The following is a 25,327-nucleotide window of genomic DNA, read 5'->3' on the forward strand; positions in this document are numbered from 1 at the left end:
TACGCCGCTGTCTCGGCAGGCGTAACAAGGAAGGCGTTTTTGGATGGCGAACGAAGAGAAGCTTCGTGACTATCTCAAACGGGTCACCACTGATCTGCACCAGACCCGTGAACGCCTGCGTGAGATAGAGGACCGTCGGCAGGAGCCGATGGCAATCGTGGGTATGGGGTGTCGTTTTCCTGGGGGTGTGTCGTCTCCGGGGGAGTTTTGGCGGTTGTTGGTGTCGGGTGGGGATGCGGTGGGGGAGTTTCCGGTGGATCGGGGTTGGGGTGGGGATGTGTATGACCCGGATCCGGATGCGGTGGGGAAGAGTTATTCGGGTCGGGGTGGGTTTTTGTATGGGGCGGGGGAGTTTGATGCGGGGTTTTTCGGGATCAGTCCGCGTGAGGCGTTGGCGATGGATCCGCAGCAGCGGTTGTTGTTGGAGACGTCGTGGGAGGCGTTGGAGGATGCGGGGATTGATCCGGGTGGTTTGCGGGGGTCGGCGACGGGTGTGTTCGCGGGTTTGATCTATCACGATTATTTGCAGTTTGGTGCGGTGTCGGGGGATGTGGAGGGGTATTTGGGTACGGGTGGTTCGGGTGGGGTGGCGTCGGGGCGGGTGGCGTATGCGTTGGGTCTTGAGGGTCCGGCGGTGACGGTGGATACGGCGTGTTCGTCGTCGTTGGTGGCGGTGCATTTGGCGGTGCAGTCGTTGCGGTCGGGTGAGTGTTCGTTGGCGTTGGCTGGTGGTGTGACGGTGATGGCGACGCCGGGTACGTTTGTTGATTTTTCGCGGCAGCGGGGGTTGGCGGCGGATGGCCGGTGTAAGGCGTATGCGCAGGGGGCGGATGGTACGGGGTGGGGTGAGGGTGTGGGTGTGCTGGTGTTGGAGCGGCTTTCGGATGCCCGGCGTCTTGGTCATCGGGTTCTTGGGGTGGTGGCCGGGAGTGCGATGAATCAGGATGGTGCGTCCAATGGGCTGACGGCGCCGAATGGTCCGGCTCAGCAGCGGGTGATCCGGGCTGCGCTGGCCAGTGCTGGGGTGGGTGCGGACGGGGTTGATGTTGTCGAGGGGCATGGGACGGGGACGCGGCTGGGTGATCCGATCGAGGCGCAGGCGCTGATCGCCACGTATGGCCAGGACCGGTCGGTGGAGCGGCCGTTGTGGCTGGGTTCGGTGAAGTCGAATATCGGTCATACGCAGGCGGCGGCCGGTGTGGCGGGGATCATCAAGATGGTCGCTGCGATGCAGCATGGTGTGGTTCCGGCGACGTTGCATGTGGATGCTCCGTCTTCGCACATCGACTGGGATGCGGGTGCGGTGCGGTTGGTGACGGAGGCGGTGGCGTGGCCGGATGCCGGGCGTCCCCGGCGGGCGGGTGTGTCCTCGTTCGGGTTCTCCGGCACCAACGCGCACGTGATCATCGAACAGGCCCCCGCCGACGACACCCCCGACACCGACCCCGCCGACGGTGATGCGGGTCTGCCGCCGGTGGTGCCCTGGGTGGTGTCGGGACGCACGGCTGCAGGGCTCGCCGCACAGGCGGAAAGGCTCTCGGCCTTTGTCCAGAGCTGTGCGGATGTGGGTGTGGCCGATGTGGGTTGGTCCCTCGCGGCGATGCGGTCGGCGTTGGAGCACCGGGCGGTGGTGCTGGGCGCTGACCAGGCGGAACTCCTGGCGGGGCTGGACGCGCTCGCTGAGGGGCGTGAGGTCGCGGGCGTGGTGACGGGAGTGGTGGGCCCGGTCGGCAAGGTGGGCTTTGTGTTCACCGGTCAGGGTGCTCAGCGGCTGGGTATGGGCCGGGAGTTGTATGAGGCGTTCCCCGTGTTCGCCGAGGCCTTCGACGCCGTCTGCGCGGGTCTGGATGAGCATCTGAACGGATCCGTGGCCGCCGTCATCCGGGGTGAAGGCCGACCGGACTGGGTGGGCGCGGGTCAGGTGGATGAGACGGTGTGGGCGCAGGCGGGACTGTTCGCGGTCGAGGTGGCGCTGTTCCGGTTGCTGGAGTCGTGGGGGATTGCCCCGCAGGTCGTCGCCGGCCACTCGATCGGTGAACTGGCCGCCGCCCACGTCGCCGGAGTCTGGTCCCTGGAAGACGCGTGCGCGGTTGTGGCTGCGCGTGGTCGGTTGATGCAGGAGTTGCCTTCGGGTGGGGCGATGGTCGCTGTCGAGGCCACGGAGGAGCAGGTCGCCGAAGCGATCCAGGGTCGTTCTTTGGTGGGGATCGCGGCGGTGAATGGCCCTCGGGCTGTGGTGATTTCTGGTGCTGAGGCCGAGGTGGAGGCGGTTGCGGAGGAGCTGGCCCGGGCAGGGGCGCGTACCAGGCGTCTGCGGGTGTCGCACGCGTTCCACTCCCCGTTGATGGAGCCGATGCTGGAGCGGTTCGCCGAGGTGGTCGGTTCGGTCGGCTACCAGGAGCCGCGGCTGGCTATGGTGTCGGCGCTGACCGGGCAGCCTGTGACCAGTGAGGTCACCGACCCCGCGTACTGGGTGTCGCATGTCCGTGAAGCGGTTCGTTTCGCTGATGCGGTGTCGGCGCTGCGTGAGAGTGGTGTGCGGACGTTCGTCGAGATCGGTCCGGACGGGGTCCTGTCGGGCATGGGCCCCCAGACCCACACCACCAGCGAGGCCGGTGACGCTGATGCCGATGAGGCGTGGCTGCCGGTGCTGCGCCGTGGTCGTAATGAGGTCAAGGCGCTGCTCACAGCTTTGGCCAGGATCCATGTCCGGGGCCTGGCGGTGGACTGGGAGCAGATCTTCACGGGGACGGGCGCGCGTCGCGTCGATCTGCCCACGTATGCGTTCCAGCGTCAGCGGTACTGGCTTCCGGCGAGTTCCGGCCTGGTTGATGCGACCGGGCTGGGACAGTCTCCGGCGCGTCATCCGTTGCTGGGCGCGGCCGTTGAATTGCCCGCGAACGGTGGCCTGGTGCTGACCGGGCGGTTGTCCGTGGCTGCCCAGCCGTGGCTGGCAGACCATGTCGTGGCCGGTCGGGTGGTGGTGCCGGGTGCGGCACTGCTGGAGATGGCCGTACGCGCCGGCGACGAAGCCGAGTGCGCACGGATCGAGGAACTGCTCATCGAAACGCCCCTGACGCTGCCGGAACGCGGCGGCGTGCAGGTACAGGTCACCCTTGCTGAGCCGGATCACGAGGGTCGACGAGACGTGGCGATCTACTCCCGGCCCGAGGACGCCGTACCCGGAGAGCAGTGGACTCGACACGCCACAGGCGTGGCAACGCCTGCCGAAGTTGTAGTTGGGGATGGGGAGTTGGCGGTGTGGCCGCCGGTGGGTGCGGTAGAGGTGGACTTGGCTGATTTCTATGGTGGGTTGGGTCGGCGTGGGTTGGTGTATGGGCCGGTGTTTCGGGGGACGCAGGCGGCGTGGCGGCGTGGTGAGGAGTTGTTTGCTGAGGTTGCGTTGCCGGAGGGGGTGACGGTTGCGGGGTTTGGGTTGCATCCGGCTTTGTTGGATGCGGCGTTGCATGTGGCTGGTTTGGGTGTTGGGGGTGAGGGGTTGGTGTTGCCGTTTGCGTGGGGTGATGTGGTGGTGCATGCGGCGGGTGCGGTGTCGGCGCGGGTGCGGATCGTTCCGGGGGTTTCGGGTGAGGGTGTGTCTGTCACGTTGGCGGATGCGGTTGGTGGGTTGATTGCTTCGGTGGGGTCGTTGGTGTTGCGGCCGTTGTCTGCTGATGCGTTGGCTGGGGGGCGGGCTCGGGATGGGTTGTTCCGGGTGGAGTGGGTGCCTGCCCTGTCTGTGGAGTCCGTCGAGTCTGTTGAGCAGGCGGATGGTGGGCGGTGGGTGTGGGTTGGTGTTGGTGGTGTGGGTGAGTTGGTGGCTGGGGTGGAGGCGGGTGGTGGGGTGCCTGAGGTTGTGGTGGTGTGTGCTGTGCCGGATTCGGGGGTGGGTGTTGCGGAGGCGGCTCGGGGTGTGGCGGTGGGTGTGCTTGGTGTGGTGCGGGAGTGGTTGGCTGCGGATGTGTTGTCGGGGTCGCGGTTGTTGGTGGTGACGGAGCGGGCGGTGGACGCCGGTTTTGAGGTGCCGGTGGTGGGGGCTGCGTCGGTGTGGGGGTTGGTGGGTGCGGTCCAGTCGGAGAATCCGGGTCGTGTGCTGCTGGCTGATGTTGATGATGTGGCTGCTGTTGGTGTGGAGGGGGTGTTGCGGGCGGGTGTTGCCTCGGGTGAGGCGCAGTTTGTGGTGCGTTCGGGTCAGGTGCGGGTTCCGCGTCTGGGGCGTGCGGTGCCGGGTTTGCGGGTTCCGGCGGAGGGTGGTTGGCGTCTTGGGTTCGGTGAGCGGGGCACGCTGGACAATCTGGTCCTGGTGCCTGCCGGCTCTGGTGAGTTGGGTGTGGGTGAGGTGCGGGTGGGGTTGCGTGCGGCGGGGGTGAATTTCCGGGATGTGTTGAATGTGTTGGGGATGTATCCGGGTGAGGCGGGTTTGCTTGGTTTGGAGGGTGCGGGTGTGGTGTTGGAGGTGGGGTCTGGGGTGAGTGGGTTGCGGCCGGGTGATGCGGTGATGGGGTTGTTCTCGGGGGCGTTTACGGCGGAGGCGGTGACGGATGCGCGGTTGTTGGCGCCGGTTCCGGTTGGTTGGTCGATGGCGGAGGCGGCTGCGGCGCCGGTGGTGTTTTTGACGGCTTGGTATGCGTTGGTGGAGCTGGCCGGTTTGCAGTCGGGTGAGTCGGTGTTGGTTCATGCGGCTGCGGGTGGTGTGGGTATTGCCGCGGTGCAGTTGGCGCGTCATCTGGGTGCGGAGGTGTTCGCGACGGCGTCGCCGTCGAAGTGGGCGGCCGTGCGGGAGCTGGGCGTCGAGACAACCCACATCGCTTCGTCGCGGACGACGGAGTTCGAGGCGGTTTTCCGTGATGTGTCGGGTGGGCGTGGTGTGGATGTGGTGCTGGACTCGCTGGCGGGTGAGTTCGTGGACGCTTCGCTGCGCTTGACCCGTCCCGGTGGGCGGTTTGTGGAGATGGGCAAGACCGATATCCGTGATCCTGAGGAGGTCGAGCGGCTGCATCGGGTGGCGTATCAGGCGTTTGATCTGTTGCAGCAGGACCCGGGTGTGATCGGGGCGATGCTGTCGTCGTTGACGGAGTTGTTCGCTCGGGGTGTGCTCAGGCCGTTGCCGGTGGCGTGCTGGGATGTGCGGCGGGCGGTGGATGCGTTCCGGTTCCTGAGTCAGGCTCGTCACATCGGCAAGGTCGTACTGACCGTTCCCGTGCGGGAGTCGGGGCGTGCCGGCACGGTGCTGATCACGGGTGCTTCCGGAGCGTTGGGCAGGCTGGTGGCCCGGCATTTGGCGGTGACTGGCCAGGCGCAGCGGTTGTTGCTGGTCTCGCGCCGGGGTATGGACGCGCCCGGTATGCCGGAGCTGGTCACCGAGTTGGCCGGCTTTGGGGTCACGGCGCAGGCTGTGGCTTGTGATGCCGCTGATCGGGGCCAGCTTGCTGGTGTTCTGGCTGATGTGCCGGTTGAGGTGCCGTTGACCGGGGTGGTTCATGCGGCGGGTGTGCTTGATGACGGGTTGGCTGTGTCGTTGACGCCTGAGCGGGTGGAAGCGGTGATGCGGCCCAAGGTTGATGCGGCCTGGCATCTGCATGAGCTCACTCGTCATCTGGATCTGGATATGTTCGTTCTGTTCTCGTCGATTGCTGGTGTTACCGGTAATGCGGGTCAGGCGAATTATGCGGCTGCGAATACGTTCTTGGATGCGTTGGCTGCGTATCGGTGTCGTGAGGGTTTGTCTGGTGTGTCGTTGGCGTGGGGTCCGTGGGATGAGGGGATGGCTGGTGGGCTGACGGATGCTGATTGGCAGCGGATGGCTCGTCAGGGGTTGCGGCCGTTGTCGGGGCCGGAGGGTCTGGAGTTGCTGGACGCGGCTGCTGTTGAGGCGGTTGATCCGTTGCTGGTGGCGGCCCGGCTGGATCTTGCGACGTTGCGTCGCTCGGGCGAGATCCCACCGCTCCTCTCGGCTCTCGTTCAGGCAGGCCGTTCGAACGCTCCGGGCCGCCGCACGGTCGGCGCCCCGGCTGCCGGCGGCGACCATGCCCTGGCCGGGCGCTTGGCTGCACTGAGCCCGGCCGAGCAGCAGGACGTGCTGCAGGACCTGGTCATGGAGCAAGCGGCTCTGGTTCTGGGGATGTCCGGACCGGACATCATCGAAGCCGGTCGCACGTTCCGTGATGTCGGGTTCGATTCCCTGACCGCGGTCGAACTGCGTAACCGACTGAACAGCGCCACCGGTCTGCACCTGCCGGCAACGGCCGTCTTCGACTACCCCACCCCGACAGCCCTGGCCGAGTTTGTGCTGGGTGAGGTGTTGGGTGATGTGGGTGGTGTGTCGGTGGGGGCGGTGGTTCCTGCTGGTGGTGGGGTTGTGGTTGATGATGATCGTTTTGTGATTGTGGGTATGGGGTGTCGTTTTCCTGGGGGTGTGTCGTCTCCGGGGGAGTTTTGGCGGTTGTTGGTGTCGGGTGGGGATGCGGTGGGGGAGTTTCCGGTGGATCGGGGTTGGGGTGGGGATGTGTATGACCCGGATCCGGATGCGGTGGGGAAGAGTTATTCGGGTCGGGGTGGGTTTTTGTATGGTGCGGGGGAGTTTGATGCGGGGTTTTTCGGGATCAGTCCGCGTGAGGCGTTGGCGATGGATCCGCAGCAGCGGTTGTTGTTGGAGACGTCGTGGGAGGCGTTGGAGGATGCGGGGATTGATCCGGGTGGTTTGCGGGGGTCGGCGACGGGTGTGTTCGCGGGTTTGATCTATCACGATTATTTGCAGTTTGGTGCGGTGTCGGGGGATGTGGAGGGGTATTTGGGTACGGGTGGTTCGGGTGGGGTGGCGTCGGGGCGGGTGGCGTATGCGTTGGGTCTTGAGGGTCCGGCGGTGACGGTGGATACGGCGTGTTCGTCGTCGTTGGTGGCGGTGCATTTGGCGGTGCAGTCGTTGCGGTCGGGTGAGTGTTCGTTGGCGTTGGCTGGTGGTGTGACGGTGATGGCGACGCCGGGTACGTTCGTTGATTTTTCGCGGCAGCGGGGGTTGGCGGCGGATGGCCGGTGTAAGGCGTATGCGCAGGGGGCGGATGGTACGGGGTGGGGTGAGGGTGTGGGTGTGCTGGTGTTGGAGCGGCTTTCGGATGCCCGGCGTCTTGGTCATCGGGTTCTTGGGGTGGTGGCCGGGAGTGCGATGAATCAGGATGGTGCGTCTAATGGGCTGACGGCGCCGAATGGGCCGGCTCAGCAGCGGGTGATCCGTTCGGCGCTGGCCAGTGCGGGTCTGGGCACCGGTGACGTGGACGTCGTCGAGGGACACGGGACGGGGACGCGGCTGGGTGACCCGATCGAGGCGCAGGCGCTGATCGCCACGTATGGCCAGGACCGGTCGGTGGAGCGGCCGTTGTGGCTGGGTTCGGTGAAGTCGAATATCGGTCATACGCAGGCGGCGGCCGGTGTGGCGGGGATCATCAAGATGGTTGCTGCGATGCAGCATGGTGTGGTTCCGGCGACGTTGCATGTGGATGCTCCGTCTTCGCACATCGACTGGGATGCGGGTGCGGTGCGGTTGGTGACGGAGGCGGTGGCGTGGCCGGATGCCGGGCGTCCCCGGCGGGCGGGTGTGTCCTCGTTCGGGTTCTCCGGCACCAACGCGCACGTGATCATCGAACAGGCCCCCGCCGACGCCGCTGCGCAGGTCGATCCTGTCGATGGTGATGCGGGTGCGCTGCCGGTGGTGCCCTGGGTCGTATCGGGACGCACGCCTGAAGGACTTGCCGCACAGGCGGAACGACTCACAGAACACATCCAGGACCACGAGGACGCTACCGCCACGGACGTGGGGTGGTCGTTGGCCAGGACCCGTTCGGCGTTGGAGCACCGGGCGGTGGTGTTGGGCGCTGACCAGGCGGAACTCCTGGCGGGGCTGGGTGCGTTGGCCGAGGGGCGTGAGGTCGCCGGTGTGGTGACGGGGGTGGTGGGCCCGGTCGGCAAGGTGGGTTTTGTGTTCACCGGTCAGGGTGCTCAGCGGCTGGGTATGGGCCGGGAGTTGTATGAGGCGTTCCCCGTGTTCGCCGAGGCGTTCGACGCCGTCTGCGCGGGTCTGGATGAGCATCTGAACGGTTCTGTGGCCGCCGTCATCCGGGGTGAGGGTCTGCCGGACTGGGTGGGCGCGGGTCTGGTGGATGAGACGGTGTGGGCGCAGGCGGGACTGTTCGCGGTCGAGGTGGCGCTGTTCCGGCTTCTGGAGTCCTGGGGGATTGCCCCGCAGGTCGTCGCCGGCCACTCGATCGGTGAACTGGCCGCCGCCCACGTCGCCGGAGTCTGGTCTCTGGAAGACGCGTGCGCGGTTGTGGCCGCGCGTGGTCGGTTGATGCAGGAGTTGCCTTCGGGCGGGGCGATGGTCGCTGTCGAGGCCACGGAGGAGCAGGTCGCCGAAGCGATCCAGGGTCGTTCCTTGGTGGGGATCGCGGCGGTGAACGGCCCTCGGGCTGTGGTGATTTCCGGCGCTGAGGCTGAGGTGGAGGCGGTTGCGGAGGAGCTGGCCCGGGCAGGGGCGCGTACCAGGCGTTTGCGGGTGTCGCACGCGTTCCACTCCCCGTTGATGGAGCCGATGCTGGAACGGTTCGCCGAGGTGGTCGGCGCGGTCGGCTACCAGACACCCCAGCTGGCCATGGTCTCCGCCTTGACCGGACAGGCGGTGACCAGTGAGGTCACCGACCCCGCGTACTGGGTGTCGCATGTCCGTGAAGCGGTCCGTTTCGCTGATGCGGTGTCGGCGCTGCGTGAGAGTGGTGTGCGGACGTTCGTCGAGATCGGTCCGGACGGGGTCCTGTCGGGCATGGGCCCCCAGACCCGCAGTGCCGGTGAGGCCGGTGGTGACGCTGGTGGTGAGGTGTGGCTGCCGGTGCTGCGCCGGGGGCGTGATGAGGTTCGGGCGCTGTTCACGGCGGTGGCCAAGGTCCATGTCCGGGGCCTGGCGGTGGACTGGGAGCAGATCTTCACGGGGACGGGCGCGCGTCGCGTCGATCTGCCCACGTATGCCTTCCAGCGTCAGCGGTACTGGCTGACCCCGGTCTCGGCGAGCCGGGCCGAGCACCTGGGCCTGGAGAGCTCCGGTCACCCGCTGCTGGGCGCGGCCGTCGAGCTGCCCGCGACCGGTGGGCTGGTGCTGACCGGGCAGTTGTCCCTCTCCGCTCAGCCATGGCTGGCGGACCATGTGGTGGCCGGTCGGGTGGTGGTGCCGGGTGCGGCACTGCTGGAGATGGCCGTACGCGCCGGCGACGAAGCCGAGTGCGCACGGATCGAGGAACTGCTCATCGAAACCCCCCTGACACTGCCGGAACGCGGCGGCGTGCAGGTGCAGGTGACCGTGGGCGAAGCCGACCAGGAGGGACGCCGCGAGCTCGCGGTGTTCGCTCGGGCGGCCGAGGGAGCGTGGGTGCGGCATGCATCGGGAGCGCTGACCTCGGCCGAAACCGATGGGCAGGCCGGTGGGCAGGCGGGTGGACAGGCCGGTGGGCAGGCCGATAGGCAGGTCGGCGGGGAAGCCGCTGCGGAGGACACCGAGTGGGTCGCGCAGTGGCCGCCCGCCAAGGCCGTGGCCGTTGAGACGGGCGGGCTGTACGAAGGGCTGGCGGGCGCCGGGCTGGAGTACGGGCCGGTGTTCCGGGGAGTCCAGGCGGCGTGGCGGCGCGGGAATGAGCTGTTCGCCGAGGTCGCGCTGGCCGAGGGTACGGAGGTGTCCGGGTTCGGTCTGCACCCTGCGCTGCTCGACGCGGCTCTGCATGTCACGGAGCTGGAGTCGGTGGGCGGTGAGGGGCCGCTGCTGCCGCTCGAGTGGGGTGACGTAGCGGTGCACGCGGCGGGCGCGGTGGCGGCGCGGGTGCGGATCGCCCCGTCGGATTCGGGCGACGGAGTGTCACTCACCCTGGTCGACGCGGTCGGCGGGTTGATCGCTTCCGCGGAGTCGGTGGTGCTGGGGGCGCTGCCGGCCGGTGCCCTGGAGCCGGCGGCTGGTACGGCCGGCGACGCGTTCTTCCGGGTGGAGTGGATTCCGGCCGCCGCGGCGGCGGGATCCGAGGAAGTGGGCTGCCGGTGGGCGGTGCTGGGTGAGGACGGCGGGCTGGGAGTGCCCGGTGCCACGCTCTACACGGACGTGGCTGAGTTGGTGGCCGCGGTGGCGGCGGGCGCGGAGGTGCCCGACGTCGTGGTGGCCTGCTGCGTACCCGGCACAGGAGGCGGCGGTGACGCAGCCTCGGTCCGCTCCGGCGACTTGGCGGATGCGGCCCAGGAGGTCGTACTGCGGGTGCTGGGCGTGGTGCAGGAGTGGTTGGCGACGGGGGTGTTGGACGGATCGCGGCTCGTGGTGGTGACGGAGCGCGCCGTGGACGCCGGACCCGCGGTGGGCGTGCGGCTGGACGGCGCCGGTGTGGCCGGACTGGTGCGCGCGGCGGCGAACGAGCATCCGGAGCGGGTGGTGCTCGCGGATGTGGACGCACTGGTGGGCGCGGGAAGCCTGGTGCTCGGGGGCACGGAGCTGGGCGAGCCGGAGTTCGCGGTACGGGACGGACAGGTACGGGTGCCCCGGCTGGTGCGGGCGGTCGAGGACGGGCTGGCGGTGCCGGACGGTCGGCGCTGGCGCCTGGGATCGGCGCGGCAGGGGACGATCGAGGACCTGGTGCTGGAGGACCGGGGCGACGGAGGGCGGCCGCTGGAGCCCGGTGAGGTACGGGTGGCGGTGCGCGCGGCCGGGGTGAACTTCCGGGACGTGCTGAACGTCCTGGGGATGTATCCCGGTGAGGCGGGCCCGATGGGTCTGGAAGGTGCCGGTGTGGTGTCGGAGGTCGGGCCGGACGTGGCGGACCTGGCCGTCGGCGATGCGGTGATGGGGCTGTTCCCGGGGGCGTTCGGGCCGACGGTGGTGGCCGATGCGCGACTGGTGAGGCCAGTGCCGACGGGGTGGTCGTTGGCGCAGGCGGCCGCGATGCCGGTGGCGTTCCTGACGGCGTATCACGCGCTCGTGGAGCTGGCCGGTCTGCGACCGGGGGAGCGGGTACTGATCCACTCGGCGGCCGGCGGAGTGGGAATGGCGGCAGTGCAGTTGGCGCGCCATCTGGGTGCGGAGGTGTTCGCCACCGCGTCGCCGTCCAAGTGGGCGGCCGTGCGGGAGCTGGGCGTCGAGACAACCCACATCGCTTCGTCGCGGACGACGGAGTTCGAGGCGCTTTTCCGTGACGCGTCCGGTGGGCGTGGTGTGGATGTGGTGCTGGACTCGCTGGCGGGTGAGTTCGTGGACGCTTCCCTGCGCCTGACGCGTGCGGGTGGGCGGTTCGTGGAGATGGGCAAGACCGACATCCGTGATCCTGAGGAGGTCGAGCGGCTGCACCGGGTGGCGTATCAGGCGTTCGATCTGCTGCAGCAGGACCCGGGTGTGATCGGGGCGATGCTGTCGTCGCTGACCGAGCTGTTCGCCCAGGGTTCGCTCGTGCCGTTGCCGGTGGCGTGCTGGGACGTGCGGCGAGCGGCGGACGCGTTCCGGTTCCTGAGTCAGGCCCGTCACATCGGCAAGGTCGTACTGACCGTTCCGGCCGAACGGGAGGCCGGGCGCGGCGGTACGGTGCTGATCACCGGTGCCTCGGGTGCGCTGGGCAAGCTGGTCGCCCGGCACCTCGTCGTGACCGGGCAGGCGCAGCGACTGCTGCTGGTCTCGCGCCGTGGTCCGGCCGCGCCGGGTATGGCCGCGCTGGCCGCCGAGTTGCACGGGCTGGGCGCCGAGGTCACCCTGACCGCCTGTGACACGGCCGACAGGGACCAGCTCGCCGGTGTTCTGGCCGGCGTGCCGCTGACCGGGGTCATCCACACCGCGGGTGTGCTCGACGACGGGGTCATCGGGGCGCTGACCCGGGAGCGGCTCCGGCAGGTCATGCGGCCCAAGGTCGAAGCCGCCTGGCACCTGCACGAACTCACCCGTGATCTGGACCTGGACACCTTCATCCTGTTCTCGTCCGTCGCCGGTGTCATCGGCAACGCGGGTCAGGCCAACTACGCGGCTGCCAACACGTTCCTGGACGCCCTTGCCGCCCACCGCCGGCATCAGGGCCTGCCCGCCCTGTCGCTGGCCTGGGGTCCCTGGGAGGACGGCATGGCCGGTGGCCTCGCCGACGCCGACCGGCAGCGGATGGCCCGTCAGGGTCTGCGGCCGCTGGCCGGGTCCGACGGGCTCGCGCTGCTGGACTCGGCCGCGGACCGGGCAGCACCCATGCTGGTGACGGCACGGCTCGACCTGCCGGCCTTCCGCCGCCCCGGCAGTGCCGTCCCCGCCCTGATGACCAGCCTGGTCCGCCCTGGACGGCGTACCGCCGGGCGGCCCTCCTCGGACGGGGGCAAGAACCTGGCGAACCGCCTGGCCACCTTGCCGGTGGCCGAGCGGGAGAAGGAGATCCTGCAACTGATCCTGACCCAGGCGGCACTCGTCCTCGGCCTGCCCGGGCCGGACGCCATCGACCCCGCGCGGTACTTCCGTCAGCTCGGCTTCGACTCGCTGACCGCACTGGAGTTCCGTAACCGGATCAGCAACGCCGTCGGGTTGCGTCTGCCCGCGGCGGTGGTCTTCGACTATCCGACTCCCGCAGGGCTCGCCGGATATCTCGGGGAGAAGATCGCCGACCAGGAAATCGACTACCAGCCTGTGCTGAAAGAGCTCGACAAACTCGAGTCCCTGCTGTCCGTGATTGCCCAGCACAATGGCAAGAAGTTGAAGATCATCACCCGCCTCGAAACCATCATGGACGATTTCCGCACGGGGGCCGCGGACGATACGTCCGGCGACCAGGACATCGCAGAGGCGACGGACGATGAAATGTTCGATCTCATCAATAAAGAGCTGGGAATCTAGGTTGCCGGGTGGTCCTGTGTGGATTCCGGCGAACCGAACGGACTCGTGAAGGGGTAACGCCATGATCTCTTCGGAAGAGATTGTGCCTGCGGAACCGGGCGTTGATGTCGAAGTCTCTCCCAAGGAAGAGGCGCTGTGGATGCTCGAGTCGCTGGCGCCCGGCACACCGGTGAACAACCAGTCCGTAGCGTTCGCCGTGGCCGGGCAGCTGGATCCGGCGGAGCTGGAACGTGCCCTGTCCGTCCTGCTGCGCCGCCATGAGGCACTGCGTACGGTCTATCGCGGCGACGGCACGCGGTTGGTCAAGCGTGTGGTCGGCCCGGACGAGTTCGAGCTGGACATCGCCCAGGTCGTCCTCCCGCAGGAGCCGACCGAGGACGATCTCGCTTCGGTGACCGCCGCGCCGTTCGACCTGAACGGCCGGCCGATGCTGAGAGTGGCGCTCTTCCGCGGTCCCGGCAGGGACGTCTTCTGTGTGACGGCGCACCACTTGATTTTCGACGGGCTGTCCTCCGCCGTCTTTCTCGAGGAGTTCGCGGCCGCGTACGGGCATGTCGTCGAGGGACAGCCGGTGCTCGGAACCGTCCAGGCGGCGCCGAGCGGGCAGAGCCTCGCCTTCTGGAAGAAGGAGCTGGCGGGCGCGAGCGTCGACGACCTCGAGCTGGCGTGCGCGGCCCCCGAGCCCGACCGGCCGACGCTGGCCGGTGCGCAGATCAGCCGTAGCCTGTCGCCGCGGATCGTGGCCGCGGTCCGGAGGCTGGGCGGCGAACTGCGGGTTCCGGATTCCGCGATCCTGCTCGCCGCCTATTACGCGCTGCTGGAGGGGCACGGCGCCGGTCCCGATCTCGTCGTCGGCTCCCCGGTCGACGTCCGGCCCGAGCACGCGGCGCGCGCCATCGGATACCACGTCAACTACGTGCCGTTGCGGATGAGGGTGGATCAGGAGGAGCGCGTACGCGATCTGGTGCTCAGGAGCAACGAAACGCTGCTGACGGCCACGGCGCACGCCGACGTGCCCGTGGACGCGCATGCCGATCTCATGCCCAGATCGCGATCCGGCCGACGGGCCACGCCCTTTCGGTATGTTTTCCAGTACCGGACGGGTGACGATCTCGCCGAATTCCGTATCGGCAGTCTCGTGGCCCGGCCCTTTCTGCCCGGGAACGGATTCAGCAAGTTCGACGTCGATTTCTCCGCTGCTGTGACGGATGAATCCATCGAGGTGCGGGCCCGCTACCGTACCGAGCTTTTCGAATCGTCCGATGCCGAACTCCTGCTGGTGCGCTACGAGGCGGTGCTCTCCTCGTTCGCGGATGACGCCGACGGCAGGATCGGTGACGTACGGATGTGGAGCGCGCGCGACCGCGAGGTCATCGGGGAGGCCAACGACACCGCCCGGCCCGTCGAGCCCGCTTCCGTCCTGCGCGGCATTCAGGACCGCGTGCGGGAGACGCCCGACGCCGTCGCCGTCGTGGACGGCGAACAGCTCGTGAGCTACCGGCGCCTGTGGAACGCGGCGCACGGAATATGCGAGCTGATCCACGGCGCCGGCCTGGGCACCGGCGACGTGGTGGCCGTGGCCCTTCCGCGCGGCGCCGAACTGGCCGCCGCGGTCATCGGGACCTGGCTGGCCGGCGCGGCCTACCTGCCCATCGACTCGGCCCACCCCGAGGAGCGGATCAGGTACCAGCTCTCGGACTCGGCCGCGAAGGTCCTCCTGGCGACCGAGGACATGGCGCATTTCGCGGACGGCGAGCTCACGGTGCTGACCGTGCCGACGGCGGCCGACGCACCGGACAGCGACCTCGTCGGCACCCGGCCCGTGGTGGTCGATCCGGCGGCCTGCGCGTACCTGATCTACACATCCGGATCCACCGGCCGCCCCAAGGGCACACTGGTCAGCCACTCCGCACTGGCCAACCTCACCGCCCACTTCGTCGAGGAACTGGGGGCGGCGGCCACCGACACCATGCTGTGGCTGACCACGTTCGCCTTCGACATCTCCGGTCTCGAGCTGTTCGTTCCCCTGGTCTCGGGCGGCCGCCTGGTGCCCGCCCCCGACCCGGCCAGGAGCGACGGACGGGTCCTGCGCGAGCTGGTGGAACGCCACCAGGTGCGGTTCATCCAGGCGACACCGACGACCTGGCGCCTCGTCATCGACCGGGTCGAAGGCTGTCTCGGCGGCCGCAGCGTGCTGGCGGGCGGCGAGCCCGTGCCCGCCTGGCTGGCCCAGCGGCTGGTGGCCGCCGGCAGCGAGTTCCACCATGTGTACGGGCCGACCGAGACGACCATCTGGTCGACCTCGCGTGTCGTGTCCGACGAGTCCGAAGCGCGACTGGACGTCGGCCGGCCGATCCGCAACACCCAGGTCCTCGTCCTCGACCAGTACGGTCGTGAGCTCCCGATCGGCGTCCGCGGTGAACTGTGCATCGCGGGCGCGGGAGTGGCGATCGGATATCACGACCGGCCGGAACTCAACGCGCAACGCTTCGGCGAGCACCCCGAGTACGGCCGCTACTACCGCACGGGCGACGTGGCACGCTGGCGCGAGACCGGCGTGCTCGACCTGTTCGGCCGCAGCGACCGGCAGGTCAAACTCCGTGGGAACCGCATCGAACTCGGCGAGATCGAGGCCACGTTGCTGGCACACCCGGAGGTCGGCGCGGCCGCCGTGATCATGATCGGGGACCCGAGCGCGGACGCCGTGCTCATCGGCTGTCTGGAGCCCGCCGACGGTTCGCTGGACATCGAGAGCGTCTGGGCGCACGCCCGCGCGCACCTGTCCCGGTCGATGCTCCCCGGTGACTTCTTCACGATGGACGCGCTGCCGGTCAACGGGAGCGGAAAGGTCGACTACCCCGCGCTGACGCGGCAGGTCGGCGAACGGCGTGAGCACGCTGCCGGCGCGCGGCTGGACCTGGACCACCCGGACCTGGACGACGAGCTGACAGCGCAGCTGACGGCGCTGTGGCGGACCATCCTCAAACGCGAGGACATCACCGCCGACGCGGACTTCTTCGAGTGCGGGGGCAACTCCATGCTCGCCGCCTGGGCGATGCAGGAGCTCCAGAACATGAGCGGCATCTCGCTGAGCCTCGCCGAGATGTTCGAGAGGCCGACGCCGCGGGGCCTGGCCGTCCACGTGCGGGACACGGCGCGGCGGCAGCCGGCCGCTGGATGAGACGGCCGTACGAGGATCAGGGGCGGGACGTTCGCCGGACGCCCGCTCGGACGGCCGCGCCGCGTTCGCGTGCGAGGGGCCGCATGTCGGTGGCGGGCGTGCGCCACGGCGCATGTCTGCGCACCCCGTCGGCGCTCGTTGCGCCGATGGCGGTGATGGCTGTGCTGGACACGGAGGTTTCTCCCGGCGCGTTCGGGTGTGGTCGGCCTAGAGGGTGGCGGAACGCTTGTGGGCCATGGTGAGGAGTACGTCCTCCAGCGTGGCCTGGTCGACGCGAAGGTGTTCGGCCACGATCTGGTGGTGCGCCAGCAGACAGGTGACCGCGCCCAGCGCGTTGTGGTTGCCGGTCACCACGACATAGTCGCCTTGGCGGGTCACACCGCTCACATCGGGCAGCCGTGCCAGCAGAGCGTCGTTGAGCGGCGCGGAGGGACGGAACTGGATGCGCTGCTCGGTCTGGACCCGCTCGGCCAGCCCGGCGGGGGTGTCGGTGGCCGCGATGCGGCCCTTGTCGATCACGGCGATCCGGTCGCACAGGAGCTCGGCCTCTTCCACGAAGCGCGTGACCAGGAGGATGGTGACGCCGCTGTCGCGCACCGTTTTGATCAGCTCCCAGGTCTCGCGCCTGGACTGCGGGTCCAGTTCGGTGGTGAGCTCGTCGAGCACGGCCACCTGAGGATTTCCGACCAGGGCCAGTGCGACGGACAGACGCTGCTTCTGGCTGCCGGACAGCGCGCCGCAGGCGTTGCCGCCCTTGGAGCTGAGCCCGAGCGCGTCCATGAGATGCCGCCAGTCGGCAGGGTTGCGGTAGAAGGAGCTGTAGAGCGACAGCGCCTCCGCGACCTGCATCCGGTCGGGTAATTGGCCGTCCTGCAGCTGGACACCGAGCTGCTGGGTGATCTCGGCCCGCTCCTGCCGGGGGTCGAGACCGAGCACGTTGATCTCGCCGCCGTCGCGGTTCCGCAGCCCCTCGATGCATTCCACGGTCGTGGTCTTGCCCGCGCCGCTGGGGCCGAGAATCCCGAAGATCTCGCCTTCCTCGACGGAGAAGGAGACATCGTCGACCGCCACGAGGTCGCCGTACTTCTTGTGCAGGTTCTGCACCTCAATCACTGCGGACACGATCTGGCCCTTTCGTGCGCTCATTCAATTTGGCCGACGCTAGAAAATATACGCCCGGCCCGCTTGCGCCTGGTATCCCGCTATGCCCCGTGGGGGGTGGGGCTAGACCCACCGGGTTTCAGGCCTTTCGCGTTCAAACATTCATATGCCGATAAAGATCACGCCGAATGACCGAAGTTGTGCGTGAGTTGGCGAACAAATCGAGCATCGGGTTCGAAAGAGCCCGGAAAATGGCCGTACTTGGTGCAGCGGTTCGGTGTGGAACGGCTGAAACTGGCTGGTGAGGCAGGGTGATCGCGATGGCCGGCCGCCCGATGGGCGGCCGGCATGGCCGAATGAGGGTCCGGCCCGGCGAGAATCGGCCGTCGAATATCTCGACAGCGCGTGTCGGCCTTTGAAGCGGTATGTCATCGGAAGTGGTGCGTCATCCGAAGTGACGTGCGGTCTCCAGAATTCTCAATGGCTATCCGGAGAGCGATACGCATCGCCTGTCGCGCGGAGTTTGTCGCACGAACCTTGTCGCAGGAAAAGGCGAATATCCGGGCCGGTCGGCCGGTTTGGTCGGCCGACCTTCAAATCCCGGATATCACTGGTCGTCCTGTCCGCCCGCGCCGAGATAGGTGAGGACGGCCCGGACCCGGCGGTTGGTGTCGTCGTCGGCGGCAAGGCCCAGCTTGGCGAAGATCGTGGTCGTGTACTTGCTGATGGCGCCCTCGCTGAGGAACAGCCGGCCGGCGATCGCCGCATTGGACAGGCCCTCGGCCATCAGCGCGAGCACCGAGCGCTCCCGCTCGGTGAGCGTGGCGAGGGGATCGGCTCGCATGGGCCGGCCCAGCAGCTTCGCCACCACCGTCGGGTCGAGCGCCGTACCGCCGTCGGCGACGCGGTTGAGCGCGTCCATGAACTGGCCTGCGTCCAGAACGCGGTCCTTGAGCTGGTAGCCGACGCCACCGTGCCCGTCGGCGAGCAACTCCCGCGCGTACAGCTGCTCCACATGCTGCGAGAGGATGAGCACGGGCAGCCCCGGCAGCACCCGGCGCGCGGCGAGCGCGGCCTGGAGACCCTCGTCGGAGAACGTCGGTGGCAGCCGGACGTCCACGATGGCCACATCCGGCCGCTCGTTGACCAGAGCGTCGAGCGTGGCGGGCCCGGAGTCGACCGCCGCGACCACGGAATGCCCGTGCGCCTCGACGAGACGCACCATCCCGTCGCGGAGCAGGAACAGATCTTCGGCTACGACAACGCGCACGGTACCGCCACGGTGATGTGAGTAGGGCCGCCGGTGGGGCTCTCGATCTCCAGGCAGCCGCCGAACGCCGTCATCCGGCGTTCGATCCCGCTCAGCCCGGAGCCTTCCGACGCGGCGGCCCCGCCGACACCGTCATCGGTCACGGTCGCGGTGAGCGTCTCCTTGGCATAACCGAGTTCGACCGTCACCTCGGATGCCTGGGCGTGCTTGGCCACGTTCGCCAGAAGTTCCGCGACGGCGAAGTAGACCGCGGACTCGACCGGACGTTCGGGGCGGGAGGGCACCGCGCTGTTCACGGTGACCTCGACGGGAGCGTCCAGTGCCAGGGCCCGGACGGCGTCCACCAGGCCGCGCTCGGCGAGCACGGGCGGGTTGATGCCGCGGACCAGCGACCGCAGCTCGGCGAGCGCGGTGGCCGAGGTGGCACGGGCGTCGGCGAGGATCCGCTTCGCGGCCTCGGGATCGGTGTCGACCAACTGCTCGGCGGCCCCCATCGACATACCCATGGCGACCAGCCGGGCCTGAGCCCCGTCGTGCAGACCCCGCTCGATGCGCTCCAGCTCGGCCGCCTGGGTCTGGGTCAGGTCCGCTCGGATGGCCTCCAGCTCCTCCACCCGCCGGCCGAGCAGCGAGCGCGGGGCGGGCCCGAGGAACCGGGCCGCCAGGGGGCCGAAGATCCGCCATGCGAACGGGGCGCCGACGAGGCTGGCGGCCATGACGGCGATGCCGTAGCCGACAAGTCCCGAGGCCAACGTCATGTAGAGCCCGCCGACGAGCCCGACCAGCGGCAGGGCCGCGACCGGCAGCACGGCGCCTGCGGCGACCACGGCCCACAGTCCGTCCCACTGCAGTTGCGGATCATGGAACCGGGCGTTCATCCGAGCCCGGCGGCGTGCCTCCCGCTCGGACCGGTGGTACTCCTTGCCGTCCCACCAGTAGCCCGTGGCCATGCGGGTGATCGGCGGAACGGGGCGGTACTCGGCCTGGATCCGCATGCCGAGCCAGTGTTCGGCACGCTGCCTGGCGGCCTGGCTGAGGGTCCGGCTGACCAGCAGGTGCGTGATCCAGGCGGCCACGGCGATCCACACGATCACCATCAACGTCTCTCCGAGGGCCGCCAGCGCTCGGACGAACCAGGACGCCGTCGAACCGTCGGACCAGGAGTAGGCCACCTCGGAGCCGCCGAGACCGACGACCAGGCCGACCGCCGGGATGACGCCGGTGAGCCCGACCAGTACCGCGGACCGGTACAGCCCCAGCGCGGTCTCGGAGCACCAGCGCAGGGGACCACCTACCGCGGGCAACCTCATCCGCCTGATCCTTTCACCACGCCGACCATTGTGCCAGGCATACCCCGCCGGGGCAGGCCCCGTTGAGGGCAGACCACGCACCGAGGTACGCGCGGCGACGCCGGCGGTCGCCCCGACACATCCGTGCCGCCGGACTGGAGCTTTCTCACCGGACATGGTCATTTCCCTCACTGGTCGGATCGGCGTCGGCGGTCGGCGGGTGGCGGTCGACCGCTCGGCGGCCGGCCGGCGGCCCTCCGGGCCCGCCGCCGGTGGGTCGGAGCTGTCCTGTGGCTGGGCAGGCCGGTCGCCCGGGGGATGTAGCGACCGATGCCGGCCCAGCCGTCACCAGGACCGTGCCGGTGACCATCGGGGCGCGGGGGCTCAGGCGGTGCAGTGGGAGGGAGGTCAACCCCTTCTTGTCCCCTGCCCGGGTGAGGCCGATTCGCCCCTCCGACACCAAAGAACGTACGTTCGGCCCCCCTGTGCCCGGTATCCCGCTACACCCACGCGGGCGGTGGGCCTAGCCCCACACCATTCCGGCCACCCTCGTGCGCGGCATCCGTCGACTCCGACACGCGCCGGGTCCCTCACCGCAATGATCTTGTCCCCGACCCGTAACCCGCAGGCCGCTTCGCGGTTGGTAGCGGTGGGGGGCCTGCTGCCTGTGCCCGGTCCCCGCGGATCAATTCGCCTCTGGACAGCGGGGAGGACTCCGAGCCGTGGCCGTGACCGAATCGGTGGCTGAAGGTGCGTACGGGGGAGCGGGCGCGATGCACGAGGGGATCCTGCGGCGCCAGTCGGCCCGCGAATCCGCCGCGCGCACCTACGCCCGGGCCCTGCCCATCGTGCCCGTGCGGGCACGGGGCATGACCATCGAGGGCGCTGACGGCCGCCGCTATCTGGACTGCCTCTCCGGCGCCGGAACCCTCGCTCTCGGCCACAACCACCCGGTCGTCCTGGAGGCCATCCGCCGGGTCCTCGACTCCGGCGCCCCGCTCTCCGTCCTCGACCTCGCGACCCCCGTCAAGGACGCCTTCATCACCGAGCTGTTCCGCACCCTGCCGCCCGGGCTCGCCGACCGCGCCCGGGTCCAGTTCTGCGGGCCGGCCGGCACCGACGCCGTCGAGGCCGCCCTCAAACTGGTCCGGGCCGCGACCGGGCGCACCGGCATGCTCGCCTTCACCGGCGCCTACCACGGGATGACGGCCGGAGCCCTGGCCGCCTCCGGCGGCGCCGGCGACGTACGGGTCGCCCGCCTGCCCTACCCGCAGGACTACCGCTGCCCCTTCGGCGTCGGCGGCAACCGCGGTGCCGAACTCGCCGCCCGCTGGTGCGAGTCCCTCCTCGACGATCCCAAGTCGGGTGTACCGCTGCCCGCCGGGATGATCCTCGAACCCGTCCAGGGCGAGGGCGGAGTCATCCCGGCGCCGGACGACTGGCTGCGCCGCATGCGGCAGATCACGGCCGACCGGTCCATCCCGCTGATCGCCGACGAGATCCAGACAGGCGTCGGCCGGACCGGCTCCTTCTGGGCCGTCGAACACAGCGGTGTCACGCCCGACGTGATGGTCCTCTCCAAGGCCATCGGCGGCAGCCTCCCCCTGGCCGTCCTCGTCTACCGAGACGACCTCGACGTCTGGCAACCCGGCGCGCACGCCGGCACCTTCCGCGGCAACCAGCTCGCCATGGCCGCGGGCACCGCCACCCTGGCCCACGTCCGCGAGAACGGCCTCGCCGAACGAGCCGCCGCCCTCGGCTCCCGGATGCTGTCCCAACTGCGCGAATTCCAGGCCGGGTTCCCCTGCGTGGGGGAGGTCAGAGGACGCGGTCTGATGATGGGGGTCGAGCTGGTGGACCCCGAGAGCGAGGCGGCCGGGCCGGACCACAACCCCTGCGCCGACGATCACCGTGTCGCGACGAACGGCCCCGGACCCACCCGCACCCCTCATCCCGCCTACCCCGAGCTCGCCGCGGCCGTCCAACGCGAGTGCCTCCAGCGCGGCCTCATCGTGGAACTCGGCGGCCGTCACGGCGGTGTCGTACGGCTCCTTCCTCCCCTGACCATCAGCGACGAGCAGGCGGCAGCCGTGCTCGACCGCCTGACCGACGCGGTGGCCGCGGCGGCACGCCGTCAGCAGGACCATGGACGCCGTCACCGCCATGACGACGGCCCTGCCGAACGCAACGGCTAGCAGCCGCGCACACCCGGCCCCGCCGCCGAAGCCGGCGAACACGGCACGGCCCGCATCACACCCCAACTCAGCCACACCTCCGTCCAGAACTCCCTGTCCGACGCCGTCCCACTTCCACCACCCGACAGACACCCCGACCGCCCTCACAGTCCCGCCCGACGCGGCTCCGCTCCGCTCCGCTGCCGCCAGGACGCCCCATCGACGACGGCTCGACGACCGAGCGGACGACAGGACGAGAGACCACCCCCACAAGACCCAGCCCAGCCCCCGAGGAGCCGTCTTGAACGCCACCCCGACACCCGACGGCCGTTCCGGCAGCCCCGACGACCAGGGAGACACCGGCTCCCAGCCCTCGCCCATGCCGCTCGCCGAGGCGATTCCCCAGCAGAAGAAGCGAACCCCGGGCGCCACCCGACCGGGAGAGGCCGGCACCGACCCGCTGGAAGACCCCGACCCGCACACCGCCGCCCGGTCAGCCGCCGTCGAGAACCTCCTCCGCTGCTGGGTACGAGAGACGAACCTCGCCGCCTCGGCCACCAGCACCCTCCGCATCCCCCTGCCGGCCAGCGGCACCGCCCTGATCGCACCGGTCCGCTATTGCTCCCCGACGGGCTGGCACCGCTTCGGACCCCCTCGTCTCGCCGGTGCCCCCGAAGCGGCCCCGCCCCTCGACGCGGTCACCCTCGCGGCCCTGCTCACCCGGGAGACGCCCGGTGGCACGGCCGCCACCACCGGCACCCCGGCCCCCACCGGCGCCGGCGACGACGGAGACCTCGTCGCCAGGGTTGCCGACTCCCAGCGCCGCACCGTGACCTTCATCCGCGACCGGCGCGCCCACCCGGCCGACGGCCCCGACCTCTTCCTCGGCGCCGAGCAGTCCCTCCTCCTCGGCCACCCCCTGCACCCCACCCCCAAGAGCCGGGAAGGCCTGACCGAGGCCGAAGCACGGCGCTACTCACCGGAGTCGCGCGGTTCCTTCCTCCTGCACTGGATGGCAATCGCCCCCTCTCTGCTCGCGACCGACTCGGCCTGGACCGAGCGCGGCCGTCATGTCACCGCGGACCACCTCTCCCGACGGCTCGCCGAAGCGGTCCTGCCCTTGCCCGACGGGTACGCCGCCCTGCCCCTGCACCCCTGGCAGGCGCGCGAGGTCCGGCACCGGGAGGCCGTCGCCGCCCTCCTCGACTCCGGCCTGCTGCGCGACCTCGGCCCGCACGGCTCGCCCTGGCACCCCACCTCCTCCGTACGCACGGTCCACCGATCCGGTGCCCCCGCGATGCTGAAGCTGTCGCTGGGGCTGCGCATCACCAACTCCCGGCGGCAGAACCTCCGCAAGGAACTCCACCGTGGAGTCGAGGTGCACCGGCTGCTGCGCGCCGGCCTGTTGAAGCAGTGGCAGGCCGTACACCCCGGCTTCGACATCGTCCGCGACCCGGCCTGGCTCGCCGTCGACGACCAGGACGGCCGGCCCGTACCCGGCCTCGACGTCGTGATCAGGCACAACCCCTTCGCCCCGGCCGACGACGTCAGCTGCGTGGCCGGACTCGTCTCGCCCCGCCCCCTCGCCGAACCGGGCACCAACTCATCGCCCCAGACCAGCACTTGGACCCACAGGTCCCGACTGGCCCAGCTCGTCGCCCGGCTCGCCGCAGGCACCGGCAGGCCCGTCGGAGCCGTCGCCGCCGAGTGGTTCCTGCGTTACCTCGAGCAGGTCGTCCGACCTGTGTTGTGGCTGGACGGCGAGGCCGGAATCGCGCTGGAGGCCCACCAGCAGAACACGCTGCTCCTGCTCGACCGGGACGGCTGGCCCGCCGGCGGTCGCTACCGCGACAACCAGGGCTACTACTTCCGCGAGTCCCGGCGCGCCGAACTCGAAGCGCGGCTCCCCGGCATCGGCGAGCGCAGCGACACGTTCGTCTCCGACGAGATCACCGACGAACGCTTCGCGTACTACCTCGCCATCAACAACGTGCTCGGCCTGATCGGCGCGATCGGCTCCCAGCAACTCGCCGACGAGCGACTGCTCCTCGCGGCGTTCCGCCGCTTCCTCGCCGGCGTCGCCTCGGGGCCAGACCCCCTGCGCACCTCCCTGCCCGGTCTGCTGCTCGACTCACCGGTCCTGCGGTGCAAGGCCAACCTGCTGACCCGGCTGCACGGCCTCGACGAACTCGTCGGCCCGGTCGACACCCAGTCCGTCTACGTCACCATCGCCAACCCCCTTCACTCCTGAACGAACCGCACCGTCTTCCTCCATCTCCGAGGACCACGACCCCCTTCGTCTCCTGAGAGGAACGCACCGTGCCTCCCACCGACGCGACCGCCGGCACCGGTCCTGGAACCGGCCCCGTCCCCGTACACCCGGGCTGCTCCGGCCCCGGACACATCGCGGGTACGGAGGACACCGCCTCCTTCGAGGACGGTGAGGACACGCTGGAACTGCGCCTGCCCGACGAGTTCGTCGCCCACTTCGCCGGTGGGACAACCGACGTGCCGAGCGACGGAAGGGAGGCGGGGCAGGGGCCGGCCGGGGCCGGCTTCGTGGGGTTCGGCCGAGGTGAGGCGCGCCGCGCCGAGGTCAGGGACGATCTACTCGACCATGTCTCCGCCTGGGGATCGGCCGGCACCCCCGCGGGGTCTTTCCAACTGGTGCCCGCCCGCGTCGCCCACGACCTGCCGCTCATCCACCGCTGGATGAACGACCCCACCGTCACCGCGTACTGGAACCTGGCCGGTCCCCGCAGCAGGACGGAGAGTCACCTGCGCACTCAACTCGACGGCGACGGACGCAGCCTGCCGTGCCTGGGCCTGCTGGACGGCACCCCCATGAGCTACTGGGAGATCTACCGGGCGGACCTGGATCCACTGGCTCGCCACTATCCGGCCCGTCCACACGACACCGGCATCCACCTCCTCATCGGCGGTGCCGCCGACCGAGGGCGCGGAATGGGATCCGTCCTGCTCAGGGCCGTGGCCGACCTGATCCTGGATCGCCGCCCCGCCTGTGCTCGCGTCCTTGCGGAACCCGATCTTCGCAACACCCCCTCCGTGTCCGCGTTCCTCAGCGCCGGATTTCGGTTCGCGGCAGAGGTCGACCTGCCCGGGAAGCGGGCCGCCCTCATGGTCCGGGACCGAGTCCTACGCGATCTGATGTAACGCCGCGTGATTGCGCGCTCACATGTGGAACGCCCCGCGGTCTGATCCGGTTCCCACTCGCCCAGAAGAATTTCGGAGTCCGCCGACGGAGCCGTACGCCCGGCCCGACCCCGCCGCCGTGAGACCAAGCGGCACTCGCCGCCGTACCCCGCCACCGCGAGCGCCGGCAGCGGCGGACTGCAGCCCGGCCGGGCCGCGGCAGCGGCCCGAGTTCCGGCGAGGACGGTGTACCCGCCGCACCGCCCTCTCATCACCACAACGCATCCGCAGACC

Annotated in this window: 9 protein-coding genes; 5 read left to right on the plus strand and 4 right to left on the minus strand. The window is 69.6% G+C overall.

The features are described from left to right. Positions 1 to 43: 43 nt before the first annotated feature. Both AVL59_RS50385 and AVL59_RS10165 read left to right on the plus strand, forming a co-directional pair. Positions 44 to 12,865 (plus strand): type I polyketide synthase, encoded by a 12,822-nt coding sequence (locus AVL59_RS50385; protein WP_067301803.1) that lies wholly within the window; start codon positions 44 to 46, stop codon positions 12,863 to 12,865. 61 nt (positions 12,866 to 12,926) lie between these two features. Continuing rightward, on the plus strand, positions 12,927 to 16,046 hold the full coding sequence (locus AVL59_RS10165; RefSeq protein WP_079146615.1) for a non-ribosomal peptide synthetase: 3,120 nt from the start codon (positions 12,927 to 12,929) through the stop codon (positions 16,044 to 16,046). Positions 16,047 to 16,062: 16 nt separating this feature from the next. On the opposite strand, the gene AVL59_RS52035 is transcribed toward AVL59_RS10165, so the two are convergent. The 4 genes from AVL59_RS52035 to AVL59_RS10180 all read right to left on the minus strand — a co-directional run bounded on the left by AVL59_RS52035 (position 16,063) and on the right by AVL59_RS10180 (position 19,727). After that, the gene (locus tag AVL59_RS52035) at positions 16,063 to 16,218 is read right to left on the minus strand and encodes a hypothetical protein (RefSeq protein ID WP_159399886.1); all 156 of its coding nucleotides are present in this window, start codon (positions 16,216 to 16,218) and stop codon (positions 16,063 to 16,065) included. Positions 16,219 to 16,253: 35 nt separating this feature from the next. After that, a complete protein-coding gene (locus tag AVL59_RS10170; protein ID WP_308281803.1) occupies positions 16,254 to 17,168 on the minus strand; it encodes an ABC transporter ATP-binding protein in 915 nt (304 codons plus the stop codon). A 586-nt stretch (positions 17,169 to 17,754) separates the two neighbouring features. Next, a complete protein-coding gene (locus tag AVL59_RS10175) occupies positions 17,755 to 18,417 on the minus strand; it encodes a response regulator transcription factor (RefSeq protein ID WP_067301814.1) in 663 nt (220 codons plus the stop codon). Next, positions 18,402 to 19,727, minus strand: coding sequence for a sensor histidine kinase (locus AVL59_RS10180; RefSeq protein WP_067301816.1), 1,326 nt, complete (start codon positions 19,725 to 19,727; stop codon positions 18,402 to 18,404). The genes AVL59_RS10175 and AVL59_RS10180 overlap by 16 nt, the downstream gene beginning before the upstream one ends. A 701-nt stretch (positions 19,728 to 20,428) precedes the next feature. On the opposite strand from AVL59_RS10180, the gene AVL59_RS10185 reads away from it, so the two are divergent. From AVL59_RS10185 to AVL59_RS10195, 3 genes are all read left to right on the plus strand, one after another. Further along, entirely contained in the window at positions 20,429 to 21,901 is a 1,473-nt protein-coding gene (locus AVL59_RS10185; protein ID WP_418361203.1) for a diaminobutyrate--2-oxoglutarate transaminase family protein, read from the plus strand. A 280-nt stretch (positions 21,902 to 22,181) separates the two neighbouring features. After that, on the plus strand, positions 22,182 to 24,131 hold the full coding sequence (locus tag AVL59_RS10190) for an IucA/IucC family protein (protein WP_067301820.1): 1,950 nt from the start codon (positions 22,182 to 22,184) through the stop codon (positions 24,129 to 24,131). Between the two features lie 68 nt (positions 24,132 to 24,199). After that, on the plus strand, positions 24,200 to 25,054 hold the full coding sequence (locus tag AVL59_RS10195; protein ID WP_079146618.1) for a GNAT family N-acetyltransferase: 855 nt from the start codon (positions 24,200 to 24,202) through the stop codon (positions 25,052 to 25,054). Positions 25,055 to 25,327: the final 273 nt, after the last annotated feature.

The organism is Streptomyces griseochromogenes, assembly GCF_001542625.1.
Classification (GTDB): domain Bacteria; phylum Actinomycetota; class Actinomycetes; order Streptomycetales; family Streptomycetaceae; genus Streptomyces; species Streptomyces griseochromogenes.

Coding starts and splice junctions, on each gene's coding strand:
- AVL59_RS10180 (WP_067301816.1), bottom strand. CDS start 19,727: ATGAGGTTGCCCGCGGTAGGTGGTCCCCTGCGCTGGTGCTCCGAGACC.
- AVL59_RS50385 (WP_067301803.1), top strand. CDS start 44: ATGGCGAACGAAGAGAAGCTTCGTGACTATCTCAAACGGGTCACCACT.
- AVL59_RS10165 (WP_079146615.1), top strand. CDS start 12,927: ATGATCTCTTCGGAAGAGATTGTGCCTGCGGAACCGGGCGTTGATGTC.